The organism is Rubeoparvulum massiliense (assembly GCF_001049895.1).
GTDB classification, from domain to species: domain Bacteria; phylum Bacillota; class Bacilli; order Rubeoparvulales; family Rubeoparvulaceae; genus Rubeoparvulum; species Rubeoparvulum massiliense.
Map to the genome: position 1 here is coordinate 83024 of NZ_CVPE01000005.1, position 20289 is coordinate 103312.

19 protein-coding genes and 1 riboswitch are annotated in these 20289 nt (G+C 45.8%); all 19 genes read right to left on the reverse strand.

What is annotated here, in order from left to right:
* Window positions 1–29 precede the first annotated feature (29 nt).
* The gene (locus BN1691_RS05715) at window positions 30–1313 is read right to left on the reverse strand and encodes an anti-sigma factor domain-containing protein (protein WP_048601283.1); all 1284 of its coding nucleotides are present in this window, start codon (window positions 1311–1313) and stop codon (window positions 30–32) included.
* Window positions 1255–2067, reverse strand: coding sequence for an RNA polymerase sigma-I factor (sigI, locus tag BN1691_RS05720; protein ID WP_187116855.1), 813 nt, complete (start codon window positions 2065–2067; stop codon window positions 1255–1257). Before sigI ends, BN1691_RS05715 begins: the two co-directional genes overlap by 59 nt.
* A 55-nt stretch (window positions 2068–2122) precedes the next feature.
* The gene (locus BN1691_RS05725; protein ID WP_048601285.1) at window positions 2123–3403 is read right to left on the reverse strand and encodes an MFS transporter; all 1281 of its coding nucleotides are present in this window, start codon (window positions 3401–3403) and stop codon (window positions 2123–2125) included.
* A gap of 96 nt (window positions 3404–3499) precedes the next feature.
* Entirely contained in the window at window positions 3500–4768 is a 1269-nt protein-coding gene (locus tag BN1691_RS05730; RefSeq protein ID WP_048601286.1) for an MFS transporter, read from the reverse strand.
* A gap of 136 nt (window positions 4769–4904) precedes the next feature.
* Complete coding sequence (locus BN1691_RS05735) at window positions 4905–5141, reverse strand: DUF2553 family protein (protein WP_048601287.1); 237 nt, start codon at window positions 5139–5141, stop codon at window positions 4905–4907.
* Window positions 5142–5171: 30 nt separating this feature from the next.
* The gene (gene gcvH / locus BN1691_RS05740; RefSeq protein WP_048601288.1) at window positions 5172–5555 is read right to left on the reverse strand and encodes a glycine cleavage system protein GcvH; all 384 of its coding nucleotides are present in this window, start codon (window positions 5553–5555) and stop codon (window positions 5172–5174) included.
* 203 nt (window positions 5556–5758) lie between these two features.
* Complete coding sequence (locus BN1691_RS05745) at window positions 5759–6295, reverse strand: peroxiredoxin (protein ID WP_048601289.1); 537 nt, start codon at window positions 6293–6295, stop codon at window positions 5759–5761.
* A 148-nt stretch (window positions 6296–6443) separates the two neighbouring features.
* The gene (locus tag BN1691_RS05750; protein ID WP_048601290.1) at window positions 6444–7238 is read right to left on the reverse strand and encodes a DUF2797 domain-containing protein; all 795 of its coding nucleotides are present in this window, start codon (window positions 7236–7238) and stop codon (window positions 6444–6446) included.
* A 41-nt stretch (window positions 7239–7279) separates the two neighbouring features.
* Entirely contained in the window at window positions 7280–8011 is a 732-nt protein-coding gene (locus BN1691_RS05755) for an amino acid ABC transporter ATP-binding protein (RefSeq protein WP_076850121.1), read from the reverse strand.
* Window positions 8012–8075: 64 nt separating this feature from the next.
* Entirely contained in the window at window positions 8076–9038 is a 963-nt protein-coding gene (locus BN1691_RS05760) for an FUSC family protein (RefSeq protein ID WP_048601291.1), read from the reverse strand.
* A gap of 122 nt (window positions 9039–9160) precedes the next feature.
* Entirely contained in the window at window positions 9161–10936 is a 1776-nt protein-coding gene (locus tag BN1691_RS05765) for an acyl-CoA dehydrogenase family protein (protein ID WP_048601292.1), read from the reverse strand.
* 48 nt (window positions 10937–10984) lie between these two features.
* The gene (locus tag BN1691_RS05770; RefSeq protein WP_048601293.1) at window positions 10985–12169 is read right to left on the reverse strand and encodes an acetyl-CoA C-acetyltransferase; all 1185 of its coding nucleotides are present in this window, start codon (window positions 12167–12169) and stop codon (window positions 10985–10987) included.
* Between the two features lie 17 nt (window positions 12170–12186).
* Window positions 12187–14592: a 3-hydroxyacyl-CoA dehydrogenase/enoyl-CoA hydratase family protein gene (locus tag BN1691_RS05775; RefSeq protein WP_390621635.1), complete on the reverse strand. Its 2406-nt coding sequence runs from the start codon at window positions 14590–14592 to the stop codon at window positions 12187–12189.
* A 222-nt stretch (window positions 14593–14814) separates the two neighbouring features.
* Window positions 14815–15486: a PIG-L deacetylase family protein gene (locus tag BN1691_RS05780; RefSeq protein WP_048601295.1), complete on the reverse strand. Its 672-nt coding sequence runs from the start codon at window positions 15484–15486 to the stop codon at window positions 14815–14817.
* Between the two features lie 59 nt (window positions 15487–15545).
* Window positions 15546–16226 (reverse strand): ATP-binding cassette domain-containing protein, encoded by a 681-nt coding sequence (locus tag BN1691_RS05785; RefSeq protein WP_048601296.1) that lies wholly within the window; start codon window positions 16224–16226, stop codon window positions 15546–15548.
* A 1-nt stretch (window position 16227) separates the two neighbouring features.
* Complete coding sequence (modB, locus tag BN1691_RS05790; RefSeq protein ID WP_048601651.1) at window positions 16228–16908, reverse strand: molybdate ABC transporter permease subunit; 681 nt, start codon at window positions 16906–16908, stop codon at window positions 16228–16230.
* Window positions 16909–16977: 69 nt separating this feature from the next.
* Window positions 16978–17799 carry a molybdate ABC transporter substrate-binding protein gene (modA, locus tag BN1691_RS05795; protein WP_053083712.1) on the reverse strand — a complete coding sequence of 274 codons (822 nt, stop codon included), beginning with the start codon at window positions 17797–17799 and terminating at the stop codon, window positions 16978–16980.
* An 89-nt stretch (window positions 17800–17888) separates the two neighbouring features.
* Window positions 17889–18006, reverse strand: a riboswitch (molybdenum cofactor riboswitch).
* A gap of 105 nt (window positions 18007–18111) precedes the next feature.
* Entirely contained in the window at window positions 18112–19695 is a 1584-nt protein-coding gene (locus tag BN1691_RS05800; RefSeq protein ID WP_048601297.1) for a GMC family oxidoreductase, read from the reverse strand.
* Window positions 19670–20287, reverse strand: coding sequence for a gluconate 2-dehydrogenase subunit 3 family protein (locus BN1691_RS05805; RefSeq protein WP_048601298.1), 618 nt, complete (start codon window positions 20285–20287; stop codon window positions 19670–19672). The genes BN1691_RS05800 and BN1691_RS05805 overlap by 26 nt, the downstream gene beginning before the upstream one ends.
* Between the last annotated feature and the right edge of the window lie 2 nt (window positions 20288–20289).

Consider the following 20289-nt stretch of genomic DNA (forward strand, 5'->3'; position numbering starts at 1 on the left):
TAAGCCAGCACAGCATCATAATCATGTGATTAATGGCGATACTCCTCATTGTAATCGTAATTATCATCGTCTTCGTCGTCTTCGTCGTCATCATGATCATCATCGTCATCATCATCCAGTTTATCCTGATCATCATCTAAACGATTGGATGAATTATCCCATTTCTTCTGCTCTTTTTCACGATCCTTTTGCTTTTTCTCCTGTTCTTTTCTTTGCTTCTCCAACTCTTTTTCTAGCTTTTTATCGGTTTTTTCCTGATCCTTCCGTGATGGATCGACGAGACCAGCTTTATCGTTCTTTTTATCTTTGTCTTTCTTGACTGAGCCTTGATCTTGTTCCTTTTGACTTGGACTCTCTTTATTATTTTTCGGATTAACTTGTTCTTTCTTTTCCTGCTTTAGTTCTTCCTTTAGTTCTTTCTCTTCTTGCTTTCTCTGTTCCTTTTCCAGCTTTTGCTGAGCCTTAGGCTCAGTGAGGATCCCCAGATTATCTCCTTGCTCATCGTCAGAAATATCGCTCTCTCCAAGGGAAGCTGCCGTCTTATCATGACTTGAATTTGCATGGGTGATCAGATCTTTCACAGGAATCTCTCGCCATTCTTCAATGGTGATTCCCTCTTCCTTTTCCTCTTGGGCTTGAAGATATAGAATATATCGACCTGTTGAGATCTGCTCCTCATATGCGCCTTCTCGTATGGAGCTATCACCTTGAACAATCACAGGAACAATGGATTTTGCTTCATCTTGATTAAGCTTTTCCAATGTACTGGTCAACGTTTCTTCTAATGCACTTTCTAGGTGAGTATCATTGTTGTCTGGTAAGATTGTACTTGAGTAGAGAATACTATCCTTTAAGACACCATCTGCTTGCATTTGCTGAAGTAGTTGTTGTAAGAGCGATTGGAGCTCTATCCCCTTACGTACCTTTGCGTTCTGTAAAAGCTGCTCCCCATCCTTATTCAGAGGGGTCCAATTCACGACACGCTGTCGATCATCTACGCCGATTTCAATGCTTGGGTTCACATCCAATGTAACGTATGCAGCTACTTCACCAATGGGTTGGAAGGTGCTGATCCAAGTCGCCAATGTTAAAAAGAGCACAGCTGCAACAACCAGTGGAATTGCCTTTTTCCAGTTACGGAAATGTTGAGTAGAATGCTCCTCCCTTGATGCAGCAAGCTGGATTGGAGAGAGCTGAACGATTTGACCTACCTGATATGTTGACCCCTTATTAGGTATCCGGAGTACCTCTCCATCAGTGGTCATGATGATGATCCATTTCTTCTGCTTTTTCAATACACATCCTTGAGTCATCACTGCTCCCTCCTTTCCCAGGTAGTTGTAAAAAAGCCTGTAGCTTTGGATAATTCCCGGTGATAATCACCAGCATTGCAGAAATATATTTACGTTGTCGTTCTAAGGTTTTTCGACTGATATGAACCTGCTCCTCTAGCTCTTTTAAAGGTAACTGTCTCGTCCGTCGAAAATAGTCGACCCATGCTTGATTAGCGATCATTAATTGCACTACTTCTTTCGCGCGTTGACGCGAATCTTGATGCTTGGGAGCCCGCTCAACCAACTGTTCAAATGTTATACTAAACTGTTGCAATTCTTCTTCCAGTTGATAAATCTCTTGAGCCCGTGCATCTTGGTCTTGCTGAAGTTGATATGTAAGAACTGCATGTTCATCTACCAAGCTTGTTTTTTCCTCTTCATCTTGAAGGGAAAGTACCGGTCGTTCTTCCCGTTCTTTCTGTCGAAGATAATCGATGATCCGTCTCCGGATCACCATTTCAGCAAAAGCTAAAAAAGAGGGAGAACGGTCTGGATTATATTGATCTAGGGCTTCATTGAGTGCTTCTAAGCCAATACTAAATTCATCGTCATGCTCCCGCGATATAAAGCGGCCACAGACTTGGGAAGCAATTCGTAAAACAAAGGGTTGATAATCTCTTAGAATATGGGTTCGGAGCCGCATATCACCGGCCTGAATCTGTAACACTTGTTCTTCTAAGGCCACAGACTTAGAAGATGAAGACGACTCTCCTCTCTTGAGCCTTCGCCACACTGCCTTCACCTCTATCATATACATTCGTTTTTTTTTTTGATTTTATGGGGGTCGCTTATATTTCTTCTTTCACTACCTGCTTATGTCCTAGTCCTAGTCGCTTGTAAAAGACCATATAGAAAAATAATGAGCCTACAACATAAAGGAAAGAAGTGATGGAGAATACAGTTACATAGCCCCAGTAAGCACCCTGTTGCACCACAATTGTAGTACTTAATGGTCCCATGGATGACCATCCTACCATAAAGACCATCTGACCTACGCTATTGGCTAGCCCCTTATGGCGATCATCGATGGCACCCATAATGAGAGCTTGCTGAATCGGGTTGCCTGCGTTCATAAGAGCCTGTCTTAAAAAGAAGCCAAGAGCTGCCAAATAAAAGTTGGTGGTGAAGCCAGTAAGCAAAAGAAAGGGGATGGAGGTTAATTGAAGCACCACCACGGTCTTCACTTCACCCCAGCGTCGTACAAAGAATGGCCCCATCATCATGGCCACAGCTGTGGCAGCTTGCCCCAAGGAGACGACCATCCCGATCACCCAATTATCCACAGCAAAACGGTCATGAAAATAAAGATTTAAATAGGGAATGACGAGGCCAGAGCCTAAACCAATGATTAATTGGGCAATTCCATAGAGAAAGATAATCTTCAGCTGGGCTTGCCCTTCACTCCAATCACGCAGAAGCTGTTTGAACATTGCAACAGTTGAAAGCGAACTTTGCTCCTGTGGCTTCTCAGCAATCATCAGTAAAGGAATCATCGCACTTATACATAAAAATGTACCAAAAAGTAAGGTGATTCGATAGCTAAAAATCGGTGAAATCCCAAACCATTGAAAAAAATCAGTCAATAGTCCCCCACTAAGGTTACCTAGAACCTGGGCCACCATCACGATGGCAAAATTATAGCTGAACAGGGTAGTCCGTTGATCAACACGAGAATTCTCTGCCAATAAAGGAATGGACGCCACAGAGATAAACGCCGAAAATATACCCGTCATAAAAGCAAAGATGAGTAAGGTGTTCTCCTGCTCAAAGATCGCCCGAAATAGTAGGCTGATAGCAACCAACCAGCCACCGATTAGCATCACCTTTTTTCGTCCCACTCGGTCACTGACCATTCCTATGGGGATTAAGATCAATGCAGACGCCAAGGATTGAATGGAGATAATCGAACCATTGACAGTATTGGGATAACCCAAGGCCTGGATATAGAGATTGTACATGATGGCATAGATCCCCATACCCACCTGGTTTAAGAAGTTTCCTAAAAAGAAGAGGCGTATATTCCGAGAGTACCCCTGAAATTCACTACGTAGTTCAAGCAAATAACCCATCGGTGTTTCCCCTTCCGATCAATTTCGTGTCTCTAAATATTTTATCACGTTTTACTTCTATTGGAACGCTTTATTAATCGTGAAAAAGTAATGCTGCTAAGCCTTAACCTTAGCAGCACCTTGTACACGTTTATTAAATGCGAAATAAAAGAGAATGGAACCCATCACATAAAGGAAGGAAGCGATGACAAAGACTTTTAAGTAACCGGTATATGCCCCATTCTCCACTACGATCCTCATACTAATTGGGCCCATCGCTGCATAACCAATCATCGAGACCATCTGAGCAACACTATTAGCCAGCCCTTTGTGACGATCATCCACCAAGCCAATAAAGACTGATTGCTTAATCGGATCGCCTGCGTTCATAAAGATCTGGCGGAATAGATAGCCAAGAATGCCCCAAAAAAGAACGGTGGTAAATCCAGTCATCAGTAAAAAAGGAACGGAGCTTAACTGTAAGATAACCACCATCTTCACGTCGCCCCAACGCCGTGCAAGAAAAGGACCCATCATCATAGCAACTGCTGTTACTGCCTGACCTAATGCGGCAACCAATCCAATTACCCAGTTATCCACAGCAAAACGATCATGGAAATAGAGATTGAAGTAAGGGAAAACTAAACCTGCACCCAAACCAATGAACAACTGGACAATACCATAATAGAAGATCACCTTGAGGGGCTGGCGTTCTCCTTCCCAAATTCTACGTAACCCCTTCAGGATAGAAAGATTGGCCACCATGGTCTTTGTACGATGCGCCTCTTGAATCCATTGAAAAGGAAACAATGATGCTAAGCATAATGCCGTCCCGATCAGGAGCGTAATCCGATAGCTAAGCACTGTCGAAAGCCCGAGCCATTGAAAAAGATCAGCTGATAACCCACCAACTAGATTGCCGAGGACCTGGGCTACCATGACGATGGCAAAATTATAGCTGAAGAGCATCGCCCGTTGCTCAATCCGTGAGTTCTCCGCAAGAAGAGGGATGGATGGAACCACAACGAAAGCAGAAAAAATACCTGTCATAAATGCAAAAATGAGCAGACTACTCTCCTGCTCAATGACTGCACGGAAGATAAAGCTAGCAGCAACCAGCCAGCCACCGATGACCAGAATCTTTTTACGGCCAATCCGATCGCTCAGCATCCCAATGGGGATAAGAATAAGAGCCGAGGCCAATGATTGATAGGATACGATGGAGCCAGCCACTGTATTGGAATAGCCTAAGGCTTGAATATAAAGATTATAGATGATGGTATAGATGGCCATACCCGTCTGATATAAAAAATTTCCCAAAAAGAAGAGGCGTATGTTTCGAGAATAACCCTGAAACTCCGTTCGCATATCATGTAAATAACTCATCAGTCTATTCTCCCCCACAATAGTGATGTCTTAAGCTATTTTATCAATATTGGCCAAACCATGCATCCATTTTCTTCATTCATCCAGTCTACTCCAATATGTATTCACACAAAAAAAGCGCGCCTTCGCGCGCTCCTTAACACCAACCTAAATCGCAATGCTCTGCATAGCTAGCTGGATTCTCCTCATCCTTACAACAAAAATAGATCCGATTCCCCACCTTCTGAAAGTTCGGATGCTGTAAGGTATCTACATGCTCCCACTGAAGGGGAATGGATGCGACCCGCTCCCCACGAAAATACAATAGAATGCTTTCATTGGAAACTCTACCCTCTAAATAAGGCGTAACATCAATACGAAGTTTATTCTCCATGGCTATCCCTCCATGGAGTTAGTATTTCCCTTATTCTTCTGAGATATGAGCTTCGTATTTAGCCCCATCTAACAAGTCTGCAACCTGTGAAGGATCATCCATCTCCACAACGATCATCCATGCGGCTTCATAAGGTGCTTCATTGACTAACTCTGGGCTGTCTTCAAGAGTCTGATTCACCTCTACCACGGTACCGCTAACAGGTGCATAGAGTTCAGAAACTGTCTTTACTGACTCCACACTACCGAAGGAAGCACCTTGCTCCAGCTTAGTCCCCACTTCTGGTAGTTCCACAAAGACAATATCCCCCAATTCGCTTTGGGCAAAGTCAGTGATCCCAATATATGCCTTCGCTCCGTCTACACGCACCCACTCATGCTCATCTGTATACTTTAATTCCTTTGGTACGTTCATCCCAATACCTCCTCTAATCATTTCACAATTACTTTACCCATTTCTATTCTCTTTAACTTTCTATTCTCTTTCAATATACCATAGGTGGCATCTAAATGGATAATCTTTTCAGTCGTTATGAAAACAAGCCCTGATAGAGTTTTTTGGACTCCACCTGGGCCTTCTTTGTTTCAATCATTATAATGCCTTGCATTACGAATCGTTTACAGTGTTTTTTGACCTGGTTTCCAGTTTGCTGGGCAAAGACCACCTGTTTGAAGAGCTTGAAGGACACGGAGAGTCTCTTCTACGGAACGTCCGATATCATTATGATTAACCACGGAATACTTGAGAACGCCTTCTGGATCAATAATAAAGAGACCGCGTAGAGCAACTCCAGCTTCTTCAATGAGAACACCATAGTTACGGGATACTTCATGGGTAATATCCTGACCTAATGGGAAATGAATATGGCCTAAACCACCTTGATCCACAGGCATATTTACCCATGCCTTATGACTAAACTTCGAATCAGTAGAAGCGCCCACAATCTCACAATCCAAAGCTTTGAATTGGTCATAAGCTTGACTCAAAGCGGTGATCTCCGTAGGACATACGAAAGTAAAGTCCAAAGGATAGAAGAAGAGAACCAACCATTTCCCCTTATAATCATCAAGAGAAACCTTACTAAATTCACCATTGGGCATGTAGGCTTCCATCTCAAACTTTGGTGCTGGTAAACCAACCATACGTTCTGCCATATGTAAAACCTCCTTTGGTATTTGTAAACATAAGAGAGAGCCATTCAAGTATAACTCAAATTTTACCTTCTTATGTATACAATACCATCAGGCAAAAGTAATAGTCAATACCTTTTAATAATTATTTTAATTTAATGATTAACAACAACTATTCCCAAGAAAATTGGATATGATAGCCGGCATGCTTTCGTACATGGAAGACGCCATGCTCTAGGATTAAATACTGACCTTTAATACCGATTAAGCGATCCTCAATCTCATCCTGCTTATCTAATTGAATGGATTGAATCTTTTTTAACTGCTCAAGCTGAGGATAGGTAATCTCAGTGATCTCGTCTACTGTTAGCAAATCTTGCTGGAACTCTTCAGGAATGATCGCAGTGAGCTCCTGCCGAAGCTGAAAGAGATCCGCTTCATCTACCTCGCCCTTCAGCATTTTCCGCCAATTGGTTTTATCAGGGAGATAGTCGGTTAAGAAAAGCTCTAATTCACCAGCACGCTTACGCGTAGTACATTCTGCAATGGGAATAGCCCGAACTGCACCTTGATCGATCCAACGCTTTAACTCATTGTTTTTTCGTGTTAGCCCCACTTTGATACCACTACTAATGGCGAGGTAAACATAGTGGGGAATCATACAATGCTGCTCACCGAACTCTGAGTCGCGACAGGTCCCTTCAGCAAAGTGACAAAGGGAAGGCTTTACAATACAGAGGTCATTCTCTGGTAGCTTCTGAAAGCAAGGATAGCAATAACCAGAATTATACGTTTTTTTAATGGATCGACCACATGCAATACAAGAGATTGCGTGGGCATATTGGATTTTAATCGGGTGACCGATCACTTCGTTTAAAGAAACTTCCTCATCCTGTAGGGCTAAATAATACTCAACTGGATCAGCATATTGATGGCTAAGACGCTGAATGATTCCTTCTGCTTGCAATTTACTTCCTCCTCATCTATCCTACGGAATCCTCATCAATCCTAAAGAATCTTATTAAGGAATTCTTGGGTCCGCTCATGTTGGGGATTGGCAAATAGTTCAGATGGTTCCCCTTCTTCTAGAATCTTTCCATAATCCATGAATAGCACGCGGTCACCTACTTCACGAGCAAACCCCATCTCATGGGTAACCACCACCATTGTCATTCCTTCTTTCGCTAGCTCCTTCATGACATTCAACACTTCGCCTACCAACTCTGGATCCAAGGCAGATGTTGGTTCATCAAAAAGCATAATTTTTGGATTCATCGCCAAGGCACGTGCAATCGCTACCCGTTGCATCTGTCCGCCTGAAAGACGATTGGGAAGCTGTTCAGCTTTATCACCAAGACCCACCTTCTGTAACAATTCTAACGCTAAACGATGAGCTTCTGCCTCAGGCATATTAAGTACCTTCTTCGGAGCCAGCATCACATTCTCTACCACTGTCATATGGGGAAAGAGATTAAAACGTTGGAACACCATCCCCACTTCACGTCGAACGAGGTTATCATCTACCTTCGGATCGGTTAATACATGGCCATTCACCACAATCTCACCGCTCGTAGGCGTCTCTAATAAATTGAGACAGCGTAACAAGGTACTCTTTCCAGAGCCAGAGGGTCCAATAATACAGACCACTTCTCCCTCCATAATTTCACAATTAATCCCCTTTAACACTTCAAGATCGCCATATGATTTGTGCAAATCCTTTACTTGAATAATCGCTGCCATGCTTGCTTCACCCTTTCATCCATGACGAAATCGTCCTATTCTTCGTTGCTCATTCTCTCGCTTCCTACTCCTTTTGGATGGGAGGAAGAGTCTCTCTATTCATGTTCAAAAGCTTCTCATACAACATCAGCACCAATTGACCTAAGGCTGTTGACGAAGTAAGTTCTCGAGAATGGGTCATGCTACCCCGCTGATTAGAGGGAGCCAAAAACAAAGAACCAATCTCCTTTGCATATGCAAGGATCATGTTTTTTTCTTCTGTCGTATAAAACTGTCCCGTCTGAAGGTGTTGAATTACTCCGAGATAATCATATAAGAGCTTTAAGCGTAGAACCTGTTCTTCAATCTCAATTGCCCGCTTATGTTCATCATCTTGTCTTTGATGATACCGCCACTCTTCTTCTTGATACGCTTGAAATTGATTGAACTGTTGCAAACGATCTCTTCCCACTTGGAGCTGTTGGTGTAATTGGTGCTCATCACCACCGTCTCCAAGAAGATATTGAATCCACTCATCGAAAAGGGTAATGCTTTCTTGACAGAAGAGTGGAACCTGACTGCAGAGCAATCGCATAAAGCGAGGTGGAAAAATGAACAGATTAACGAGCGTTGCTACTCCAATTCCGATGAATGTGGTCAGCATCCGTGTGAAAAAGGCTACGGTATAGTTTTCTGTTGTACTAGGAATCATTACAATGGCCGTCAAGGTGGCTACAATGAGTCCATCACCCCAGCCTAGACGATGGCAGACAAAGATTGTGACCATCGCAGCCAATGTATAGGTAAGTGGGATGGGTCCCAATAAATAATCAAAGGTTAGCGCAAAAGCAGCTCCTAGAACCGCTGCAGGGAAGCGAATCAGCCCTTTGCGCAAAGAGGCAGCTGCGGTTGGTTCAATGGAGACGATGGTGGCCATAACAGCATAGACAACAGGTAAGTCAAAGGCGATCAGAATGGCTGATGTAATAAAGACCGCGATCCCCGTCTTAATGAGGCGACCTCCAATCCATTGCCGCAGGCGTTCCATTTGTTGTGCACTCCCTTTGTATGTACGAAAAGAAGAGGTGTAAGTCGTTACTTACAACCTCCTCCCTCTTTCTACTTATTATTGCATGGATTATCCTGCAACTCAAGATATTCTAAGCAAGATTACACCAGGTATTTTTCCTGCTCTGCCATGGCTTGGGCAACCTGACGGCGTAAGGTAATGAGATTGACAGGTTCTGTTCTTGTCAACTTCTTCACCATACTTAACATGGTGCGGAGCATATCTCCATCCTCCATATATACAAGACCTTCCCGTAATGTTTGTTCAATTCGTTGAAATGCCTCGTGGATATAGATTCGGGTCAGATTGATTTTCAACGCTTCCCTCTCTTCACCATGCTGATGGATGGCTTTCATTGTACGGAGATACGCACTCTCCATGGCATAGATTTCGATTACCACATCAGCAGCACGAGCCAAAATCTCTTGCTCCTGTGCTAATCGCTTCTCATACTTCTGTAATGCGGTTCCCGCTAACATAATGAAAAGCTTTTTCCCATTCTCGATCATATTCTGTTCCTGGGCCAATGGCTCATCTCCTGGTAAGGAAGGAATATAAGTCAGCAGCTCCTCTTGGATACGCGTGGCTGCTTGAAGGAATGGCAATTCTCCTTTTAGTGTTTTCTTCACCAAGGTATTGGGAATCAACAAGCGATTAATCTCATTGGTTCCTTCGAAGATTCGATTGATCCGCGAATCACGATACATATTTTCAACCTCATACTCTGCCATAAAACCATAGCCACCATGGATCTGTACTGCTTCATCGGCAATCCCATCGAAGATCTCTGACCCTAATACCTTGGTAATGGAGCATTCCATGGCATACTCGGCAATGGCTGCTGCCACCCCTTGCCCATCATTGACTTCTACATCAGATAGGGCATCCTCCATTAATCCTGCTGTCCGATAGATGGCACTCTCCAATGCGTAAGTGTTGGCAGCCATCCTCCCGATCTTCTCTTGAATTAAAGGGAATTGAATAATGGGAGTCTGAAACTGCTTCCGCTCCTTCGCATATTGAACCGCCACCTCAAGGGCACGCTTCGAGGACCCGACACATCCCACACCAAGCTTAAAACGACCAATATTGAGGATATTAAAAGCAATCACATGGCCACGTCCTACTTCACCGAGGAGATTCTCCACCGGTACCTTCACCTCATCCAAGAGCAAGGTACGCGTAGAGGAACCCTTAATCCCCATCTTCTTCTCCTCAGGTCCTGTGGATACCCCCTCATAGGCGCGCTCAACGATAAAGGCGCTGAACTGCTCACCATCCACCTTTGCATAGACCACAAAGAGGTCCGCAAAGCCAGCATTGGTAATCCACTGCTTTTCCCCATTTAGGATATAATACTTTCCATCCTCTGAGAGTCGCGCTGAGGTTTTTGCACCCAAAGCATCTGAACCAGAGCCTGGCTCTGTCAGCGCATAGGCAGCTATATATTCCCCTGTTGCTAGCTTAGGGAGATACTTCGTCTTCTGTTCCTCTGTTCCAAAGTAAACGATGGGAAGACTCCCAATCCCCACATGAGCACCTTGGGTTAGGGCAAAGGAGCGACTCAATGCAAACTTCTCTGTGATTAAACTAGAGCTGATCTTATCTAGTCCGATGCCACCATATTCTTCAGGGACATCAGCACCTAATAGTCCGAGCTCCCCTGCCTGCTTCATTAAGCGAACGGAGTGGTCAAACTGATGCTCCTCAATGGCTGGCAAAACGGGCCATACCTCTTGAGTTACAAACTCCTCCGCCGTCCTAGCAATCATCTTATGCTCTTCAGAAAAATCCTCTGGTGTAAAAAGGCGATCGGTTTCTCCCTCTTGTAAGAGAAACGCACCACCACGTACTCCCTCACGAATCGACTGACTCATTCTCCATTCCTCCTCATGAATCATGATCTGCAATCCAGTTGTGTACACTTACTCGTTGAGTAATTCAAAGACACCTGCTGCGCCCATACCACCACCAATGCACATGGTTACGAGACCATAACGTCCACCGCGTCGTCGTAATTCATGGAGCAAGGAGACGGTCAGTTTTGCACCAGTACAACCGAGGGGATGACCTAAGGCGATGGCTCCTCCATTTACATTCACCTTTTCTTCATCCAATCCTAAGCTCCGGATCACTTGAATTGCTTGAGAAGCGAACGCTTCATTCAGTTCAATTAAATCAATTTGCTCCAAAGAGAGCTTTGCCTGCTCTAATGCCTTCGGTACTGCTGCAATAGGGCCAATCCCCATCACTTCTGGAGCCACACCTGCAACAGCAAAAGAGTGAAAACGTCCCATCGGCTTCACGCCAAGCTCATCAGCTTTCTTTCTTGACATGAGCAGAACAGCAGCAGCGCCATCGCTGGTCTGAGATGCATTCCCTGCAGTTACTGTACCCTGAGGATGAAAGCTAGGCTTTAACCCTGCTAAAACCTCCTGGGTTGTTGATGGTCGTACCCCTTCATCCATCGCGAAGAGATGAACCACCTCATCCCATTTTCCATCAGCCTTTCGTTTTCTTTCGACGATGGGCACAGGTACAATCTCTTCCACAAAGCGTCCTTCTGCAATGGCTTGAGCAGCTCGTTGATGGCTCCGTACAGCAAAGGCATCCTGATCCTCACGTGATACACCATAGCGACGAGCCACTTCTTCTGCCGTATGTCCCATGGACATATATACCTCGGGATATTCCTCCATTAATGTGGGGTTGGGTGAAGGTAGATTCCCCCCCATGGGAACCATACTCATACTCTCCACACCCCCAGCAATCACCACATCCGCTGCACCGATCATAATCTGCTGTGCGCCATAGGCGATGGATTGTAGACCTGATGAACAGAAGCGATTGATGGTGATCCCAGGCACCGCTGCAGGTAAGCTAGCCCGGGCTGCAACGATTCGACCGAGATTCATCCCCTGCTCCGCTTCAGGAAAAGCACAACCTAGGATCACATCCTCGATTATCTCTCCTGTTACTTGCGGAACACGATTGAGTAGCTCTTTCACCACCAAAGCACCGAGATCATCCGGTCGTACCTGCCGTAAACTTCCTTTCTTCGCCTTCCCTACAGGAGTGCGAACCCCTGCGACAATCACTACCTCTTCCATTCCATCCTCCTCCTCTCTTAATTACGTAAAGGCTTTCCTTTTAACAGCATGTGCTGCATGCGTTGCTGTGTTTTCACTTCCCCAAGCAGACTGAGAAATGCTTCCCGTTCAAGATCTAGTAGATACTCTTCATCTACAAGCGTCCCTTTCGGCACATGTCCACCTGCGAGGACAAAAGCCAGTTTTTTCGCAATGGTATAGTCATGATCACTGATCTGCCCACTCTGTAAAAAGCCATAGGCTCCTAATTCCAAAGTAGCAAGGCCCGTTTCCCCCACCACCGGAATCTTGCGAGGAATCGGTGGTGCATAGCCTTCCTCTGCTAATCGGATCGCCTTCTGCTTCGCATCATAGAGTAGAAAATCTTGATTCATCGTGACCCCATCCTGTGGACGAAGTAATCCTAAGGCTTTCGCTTCATGGGCACTGGTAGAGACCCGCGCCATGGCAATTAACATGAAGGCTTGATTCACATAGGACTGGAGGTCCACTTCTACCCCTTCAGGAATGGTATCCAGTAGACGGAGTAGGACCTCTTTATTCCCTCCACCGCCAGGAATCAACCCGACGCCAACCTCCACTAAGCCGAGATAGGTCTCCGCAGCAGCCTGAATATGAGCAGCTGGAAAGCTGATCTCTGCACCGCCTCCCAAAGCCATTTGAAACGGCGCAGCGACCACCGGAATCTTGCTATACTTCAGCTTCATCATGGCTTGTTGAAAGCCTTTGATCACCTGCTCCAGCTCAAACCAATTCTCATCCTGTGCCTCCATGAGCATCAAAGCGATATTGGCGCCGACACAGAAGTGTTTTCCTTGATTCCCGATCACGAGCCCACGATATCGCTCCTCCAGCTTGGGAAGCTCTTGGTGAATCAGCTGAATCACATCAAGCCCTAATGCATTATTAGGTGAAGTAAACTGCAGCAATGCGATGCCATCATCTAGATCAAGGAGCGTAGCACCTGCATTCCGCGTAATCACCCGTCCTTTTTCCTTCAATGCTTCGAGATTGATCACTCGCTGATCATGCTCAATCTCGCGCAAACCAGCACCCTTCGTAAAGAAGTGAGTCGTTCCAATGTTTCTTTGATAAAAACTAGTCTGACCTGATGCTAACAGCTCTTTAACGAGGGTGGGAATCACTTCTCCTTCTGCTTGCATCCGTTCCACACTCTTCACCACACCGAGGGCATCCCAGACTTCAAAGGGGCCAAGCTCCCAGCCAAAGCCCCAACGCATGGCCTGATCGATGCTATGAAGATCCTCCGCAATCTCCCCAACCTTACTTGCCGCATAGAGCAAGGTGGATTTTAATACCTCCCAAACCAATTTTCCTGCACGATCCTCACTATAAGCAAGAATTCGAATCTTCTCTTCTAAGGTCTTCGCCTGCTTCGCTCTGTTGATGGAAGGTGCTTGCATCCGTTGACGCGGTCGATACTCCATGCTCTCCACATTGAGGACGAGAATCTCTTTCCCGGCTTGCCCACGTGTTTTTTGATAAAAGCCTTGACCAGTTTTGGCACCCAACCAGCCATTACTGATCATGGTCTGGACAAATGTCGGTAAGCAAAAGACCTGTTTCTCTGCTTCATCTTCCACATGGAGGTGAACATTATTGGCCACATGGGCATACGTATCTAGACCAACCACATCCAAGGTACGGAAGGTGGCACTCTTAGGGCGACCTAAAAGCGGACCTGTTACCTCATCCACTTCATCGATGCCATAGCCACCTTCCACCATGGCCTGGATCGTTACTTGAAGCCCATAGGTTCCGATCCGATTGGCGATAAAATTCACCGTATCACGAGCAATGACTACACCTTTACCAAGACGCTGCTCAGCGAATTGACGGATGAATTGAACGACCTCTGGCTTCGTCTCCTCTGTGGGTATCACTTCCAATAATTTCAGATAGCGCGGAGGATTGAAGAAATGAGTTCCGCAGAAATGGTGACGAAAATCATCGCTTCGACCAGCTGCCATAGCAGCGATGGAGATCCCTGAGGTATTGGAGCTCACAATACTTCCTGGTTTTCTCCACTCATCCACCAATTGAAAGATAACTTGCTTTACCTCCAGCTTCTCCACAACCACTTCAATAATCCAATCGGCCTGTTGCAAGCGTTCATGATGGTCCTCCAAGTTACCTGCTTCAATTCGCTTCAAGTGAGCAGGTGTAAAGAGAGGCGCTGGCTTGGTCTGTAATAAGCGCTGCCTCGCCTCTTCTGCCAAGCGATTACGAACCCTTGGATCCTCCAATGTTAAGCCTGCTTGCTCCTCTTTGGCTGTGAGACTCTGTGGTACAATGTCGAGTAAATCTACTATCAACCCTGCATTGGCTAGGTGTGCTGCGATCCCTGATCCCATGACACCAGAGCCAATCACCACAACACGACGGATCGCTCTCATTCTCATTCCCCCTTCTTGCTTCTCCATCCAGCTTTAATTTTTGAATGAATGTTCATTCATTATTGGTTAAAAAAATGAAGAAGAACCTATTTCCCTTCTTCTCCCTCTCTTTGATCTCATCATAAAGCATGTTGCAGAAAAAAATCAACTGAAATGTTCTATATTTTATAATTTTCTGTCTCTTCTTTTAAATATTGAAAAGCCCATGGGAGGTTGGGCTTTTTAAGACTATTTTTCTAGCTTGGGATGAATGACAGGAATGAATGCTTCAAACATGGCAATCCTCTCTCGTGCTGAATCCCGTTGCCATAGCCACTTCTCCTGCTCCATCTGTGTGCGGTGTGCTTGCAGTGCAGTCACCTTCTTCTCCCAAGTATCCGTAATCTCGATACGGACCAGATCCTTCTGCTGTAGTCCTAGCTCACTAGCTTTCTCCCATTCTGCAGGAAAGAGCGGATAGTATAGCATACAGGGATGGGAGCTACTCATGAACGCTTCCGTTGCACAGCGGGAGACCGCACGATGATCAGCATGATAATTGAACCGTCCCAGTAGCCCAAAGGTGACAACCAGATCCGGCTTCAGTTGCTCCATCCAGTCTCGTAAGATGGAAGTGAGTGGCTCTGGCTCATGAAGCTCCACTTCCTTATCCTTAATATCGAGGAAATGAAGATACTGAACACCCATTACCTCACAGGCCTGTCGTAATTCTGCTTCACGAACTTGAGGAAGCTCTTCCCTCGTAGTAAACGGAGGATCCCCCATTCGGCGTCCTGCTTCGCCTCTCGTTGCACAGAGCAAGGTGATCTCTGCTCCCTCCTCAGCCCATTTGGTCAGAGAACCACCACATGCGAAGGTTTCGTCGTCGGGATGTGCAAAAATTGCGAGAATCCGTTTCATCGATTAACTCCCTCCCTCATCGTCTATTTCTCTTATCCTACCATGAAGGAGTTAATTGCTCAATATACCAGCGCTTCACTTTCACCCACTTTAGCATAATGAAGTACCCCTTCGTTTAAATGAAGAATCCGATCGCCGAGCCGTTCTGCTTCCGTACGATCATGGGTGACGAGAATGGTGGGAATCTGCCACTCTTGATGTAAGCGTAGTAGTTCGTCCTGACACTGGCAACGTGTATCTGGGTCCAACGCTGACATGGGCTCATCGAGGAGTAGGACTTGTGGTTGAATAGCTAAAGCTCGAGCAAGTGCAACCCGTTGCTTCTCTCCGCCCGAGATTTGATTGGGATACTTCTTTAGCAGATGACCGATATGAAGGGTGGAGACAAGATGATCTACATGCTGACACACCTGTTGATACTCCCGCCGTCTGAAGCCATAGCAGATATTCTGTTCCACAGTCATATGGGGAAAGAGAGCATAGTCCTGAAAGAGATAACCCACTCTTCTTTTCTGAATTGGTAGCGTCTCATGCTTCCCATCCTCAGATCGTTGGAAGAATACCTGATCATTGCAGATGATTTTCCCTTGGTCAGGATGAACCAAACCAGCAATACTGTTTAATATGGTAGTTTTCCCTGCTCCTGATGGACCGAACAGAACCACAATTTCATTCTCCACAGTAAAATTAGCACGTAATACCGTCTGCGTAAGTTGCTTCACAATCTGGACCTGTAACATCTTATCCCCTCCCTTCCTGTTGTGTGTAGCGTTGGATATTTTTCTTACTCCACCAATTAAGCCACATGATAATACTTAAGCCAAAGGTAACGATGATAATCGCCCAAAAAGCAGCTAGATCCATATGCCCTGACTCTACGGCAAAATAGATGGCCAATGGCATGGTATCCGTCCGTCCTGGAATATAGCCAGCTAGCATCAGGGTAGCACCAAATTCGCCTAGCGCACGGGCAAATGTAAGGACCAAACCAGCCAATAGGCCAGGCCACGCTAAGGGAAAGGTAATGGTGCGAAAAACATGGAGACGTGATGCCCCCATGAGAAGTGCAGCTGATTCTAGCCGGCGATCCACCTGCTGAAAAGCAGCAACTGCATTCTGATACATGAGTGGAAAAGAGACGACCACAGAGGCAATCACTGCTGCCACCCAAGTAAAAACCACCTGTACACCAAACCAATCATCGAGCCACTTGCCAATCATTCCATTTTTCCCAAACAGAATGAGTAAGCCGAAGCCTACAACGGTAGGAGGCAAGACAAGGGGTAGGGTAACAAGGGCTTCGATGAAGCTCTTTCCAAAGAATTGATGGCGGGCCATCCAGTGAGCCAATGCTACCCCGATCATAAAGACGATCAATGTAGCCATGCCTGCAATTTTTAATGAGAGAAGAAAGGGTGTCATATTCACTTGGTCTAGCACGATTCGTCTCCCCCTTGTAATGATCTACCTAGCTTTTTATCTCATAATCTCTTAGGGTTGGCGAAAGCCATAGGATTGCAAGGTGGCTGCACCATCACCTAGTAGGTATTGAATAAACTCCTGAGCCATTTCTGCATGGGTGCTGTTGGCAACTACAGCTGCTGGATAGAGGATGGGATCATGCCCTTCATCCACTGTGGAGACAACTTGAACTTGATCGGAGATGGCAGCATCACTAGCAAATACCACGCCATAATCCACATTCTTAGATTCTACATAGGTAAGAACTTGTCGTACATTGGAGGTGTAGATGATCCGCTCTTGAAGCTGTTCCCAGATCCCTGCTGCTTCTAAGCTTTGCTTTGCATATTTTCCAGCAGGAACGGTCTCGATTTCACCAATAGCAAGCTGACCATATTGTTCATCTGCAAGATCAGCCAATGTAGCTGGTAATTCCGTGCGATCTGCTTGCGTGATTAACACAAGGTCATTTCCTACCACATCCGCACGGGTAGCAGAATCAATCAAGGCTTTTTCTTCAAGGTCATTCATAAATGACTGATTGGCAGAGATAAAAATATCCACAGGTGCACCTTGCTCAATCTGTTGTGCGAGCTTACCTGAACTGGCCATATTTAAAGTGATGGTTACATGATCATGACTTGCTTCAAAATCTGCTTTAATCTGGTTGAGCGCATCGGTTAAACTAGCTGCGGCAGATACCATTAATTCAATGGGTTCTTCTGTTTCAGCTGGGGCTGTGTTTTCATTCTCCTTCGGAGCATCATCCTTCTGTCCACAAGCAGCAAGCGTGCTAATAAGTAAGATCACTGTAAAAATCAGTGCGAATTTTTTCATCCATGATTGTTTCAAGCTACTTCACTCCTTATTTAAGTTGACGGCTTCGGATAACAAAAAACAGGTTGTCCTTTGCAAATGGAAAGGAACAACCTGTTACGAGCTGATCTTCATTGTTCACTCCTTTCCAGCGGGAGGCACATGCGTTTCCACACATACCCTATCGGTCTATGAACCATAGACGGATCCACAGGTTCAATAGACTCGGAGTTCATATGGGCCATTCATCCGGATGATTGGCATGTTTCTTCACCCATATTTTACTACACTCAAGGAGAGGAGAGTTAAAGCAAGTATGACAATTACTTGAATTCACACAGCAAATTCTTAAACAGTTTGTGACGGAAGTTGTCCGGAGCGGATATGCTTCTTAATATATTCTGCTGTTCGTAGGGCAATGGCCATCACCGTATTCGTGGGATTGCCTGCACCAGAGGTAACAAAGACACTAGCATCGCAGATAAAAAGATTGGGATGATCATGGCTCTGACAGTACCCATCTACCACAGAATCCTCCGGATCTTCTCCCATCCGACAGCCCCCCATGAGATGGGCTGTATCATCGACCACATATTCCACTTTACCACCTGCCGCTTCCAAAATCGTAGACATGGTAGCGACACCATGTTGAATCACCCGTTCATCATTCGTACTATAACTAAATGAGACACGGGCACGCGGGATTCCATACTCATCCACCTCATCCGCCAAGGTGACACTGTTATGGACCTGTGGTAAGACTTCACCAACCATGGTTAAGCGACCATAGAAATTATAATCCAGCATCACCTGCTGGAGTTTTTCTCCCCATAATCCATGGGTTCTTGCCAAGCCTTGCGCCATCGCTACCGGTCTCACCCCATGGGCATGGATCGTATACCCCCTCACAAATCCTCTGCTGGCATCGGTCCTGTAAAAATCTAAGGTACTGGCCAATACTGGCGTTCCTTTATACAGCCGAACCTCGTCTGCAAATTTAGCATAGACATCATGGCTGCTGTGGGTCATGAGACCCTTCCCCACCCAGCCACTGGTATTGGCTAATCCCTGCGGATATTGTGTCGTAGCGGAATGCAATAATAGGCGAGGCGATTCGATGGCATAAGCAGAGAGAATCACAATGCGCGCTGACTGCTCATAGGTGATGCCATCGTGGACAAATGTTACTCCACGTACTTTGTCATCTTGATCGAGGAGAATCTGTGTCACCATACAATCAGCTAGGACTTCCGCACCGGCCTTCATCGCCTTGGGAATATGGTGAATTAAGGTGGAGAACTTGGCATTGGGCATACAGCCTTGATTACAGAAGCCCCGATTAATACAAGGTGGACGACCATCATACGGGGCAGAAAGAATAGCAAGGGGAGTGGGTGTGGCTTGAATCCCTAGCTTTTCACAACCATTCATAAAAAGATCGGCATTGGGACTGAGGGGATGCCTTTCTGGATAAGGATAGGGACCATGAAAATGACCCCAAGGGAAATGCTTTGGTCCTGACACAGCAATCTCTTGCTCGATCTGTGTATAGTACGGCTCTAGATCCTCATAGCTTATGGGCCAATCCCAAGCGACACCATCCATGGTCCGAGCACGAAAATCAATATCCTGAAAACGCAAAAAGACGCCAGTAAAGTGAACCGTCCCCCCACCTACACCGCGGCCTGAATTGTTATGTCCCATGGTTAAGGGATTCTTCCCAGCGACCAGTCGTGTATCCTCCCAGCCTAAACGCTTCATGCTTAATTCATCACTGGCAAAATCCTTCTGAGGATCACGAAAAGGACCTGCCTCCAATACCACCACCTTCAGGTTGGCTTCTGCCAGTTCCTTCGCCAGTACGCCACCTGCTGCCCCTGCACCAATAATGAGTACATCCACTTCTTCATTCGCGTATTTTCTCTTCAGCATGCTTCCGCTTCGCCTCCCATGGATCCAATTGTCCTAGTTCTGTCCTTACATAACCCCTTGGATAGGCCGGACCCCCATAGCCGATATCCGACCAGACATGGGGGTGCGAGTAATAGGCTTCAATGACAAGCTGGACTAATTTTTTCATAAAGATGGTTGGATCCACATGCTTCCAGTACTGAGGATAAGGTGTCATTCCACCTTGAATCATGCTCAAGATACTCCGCTGCTGCTCAGGTTGAAGACCTGCAAAGGGTGCAAGAAGATGAGCAACAGTACTCTGTTCTAGCGCATTCAATCCTTCACGGATCAGTTGAGCCTGGGGAGGTGAATTCACATGGCGTTCCCCCTCACCAGCATCCTTCGCTAAGCTTTGATCCAGATGCTTCACAATATACTGACCGATCTCAGGACGAGGATCGCCTGTGAGTCGCGCTGCCAGCTCCATAAGAAGGGTCATCTGCTCTGGTCGGAAGAAGCGAAGCTGATGAAGTGGCTCCAATCTTTTTTGAACAATTTTCTGAGTATGATCATCCCAATGATCCATCTGCTCCAATACATCATAGGTTGGGTAATGCTTCTGCATAGCCATGC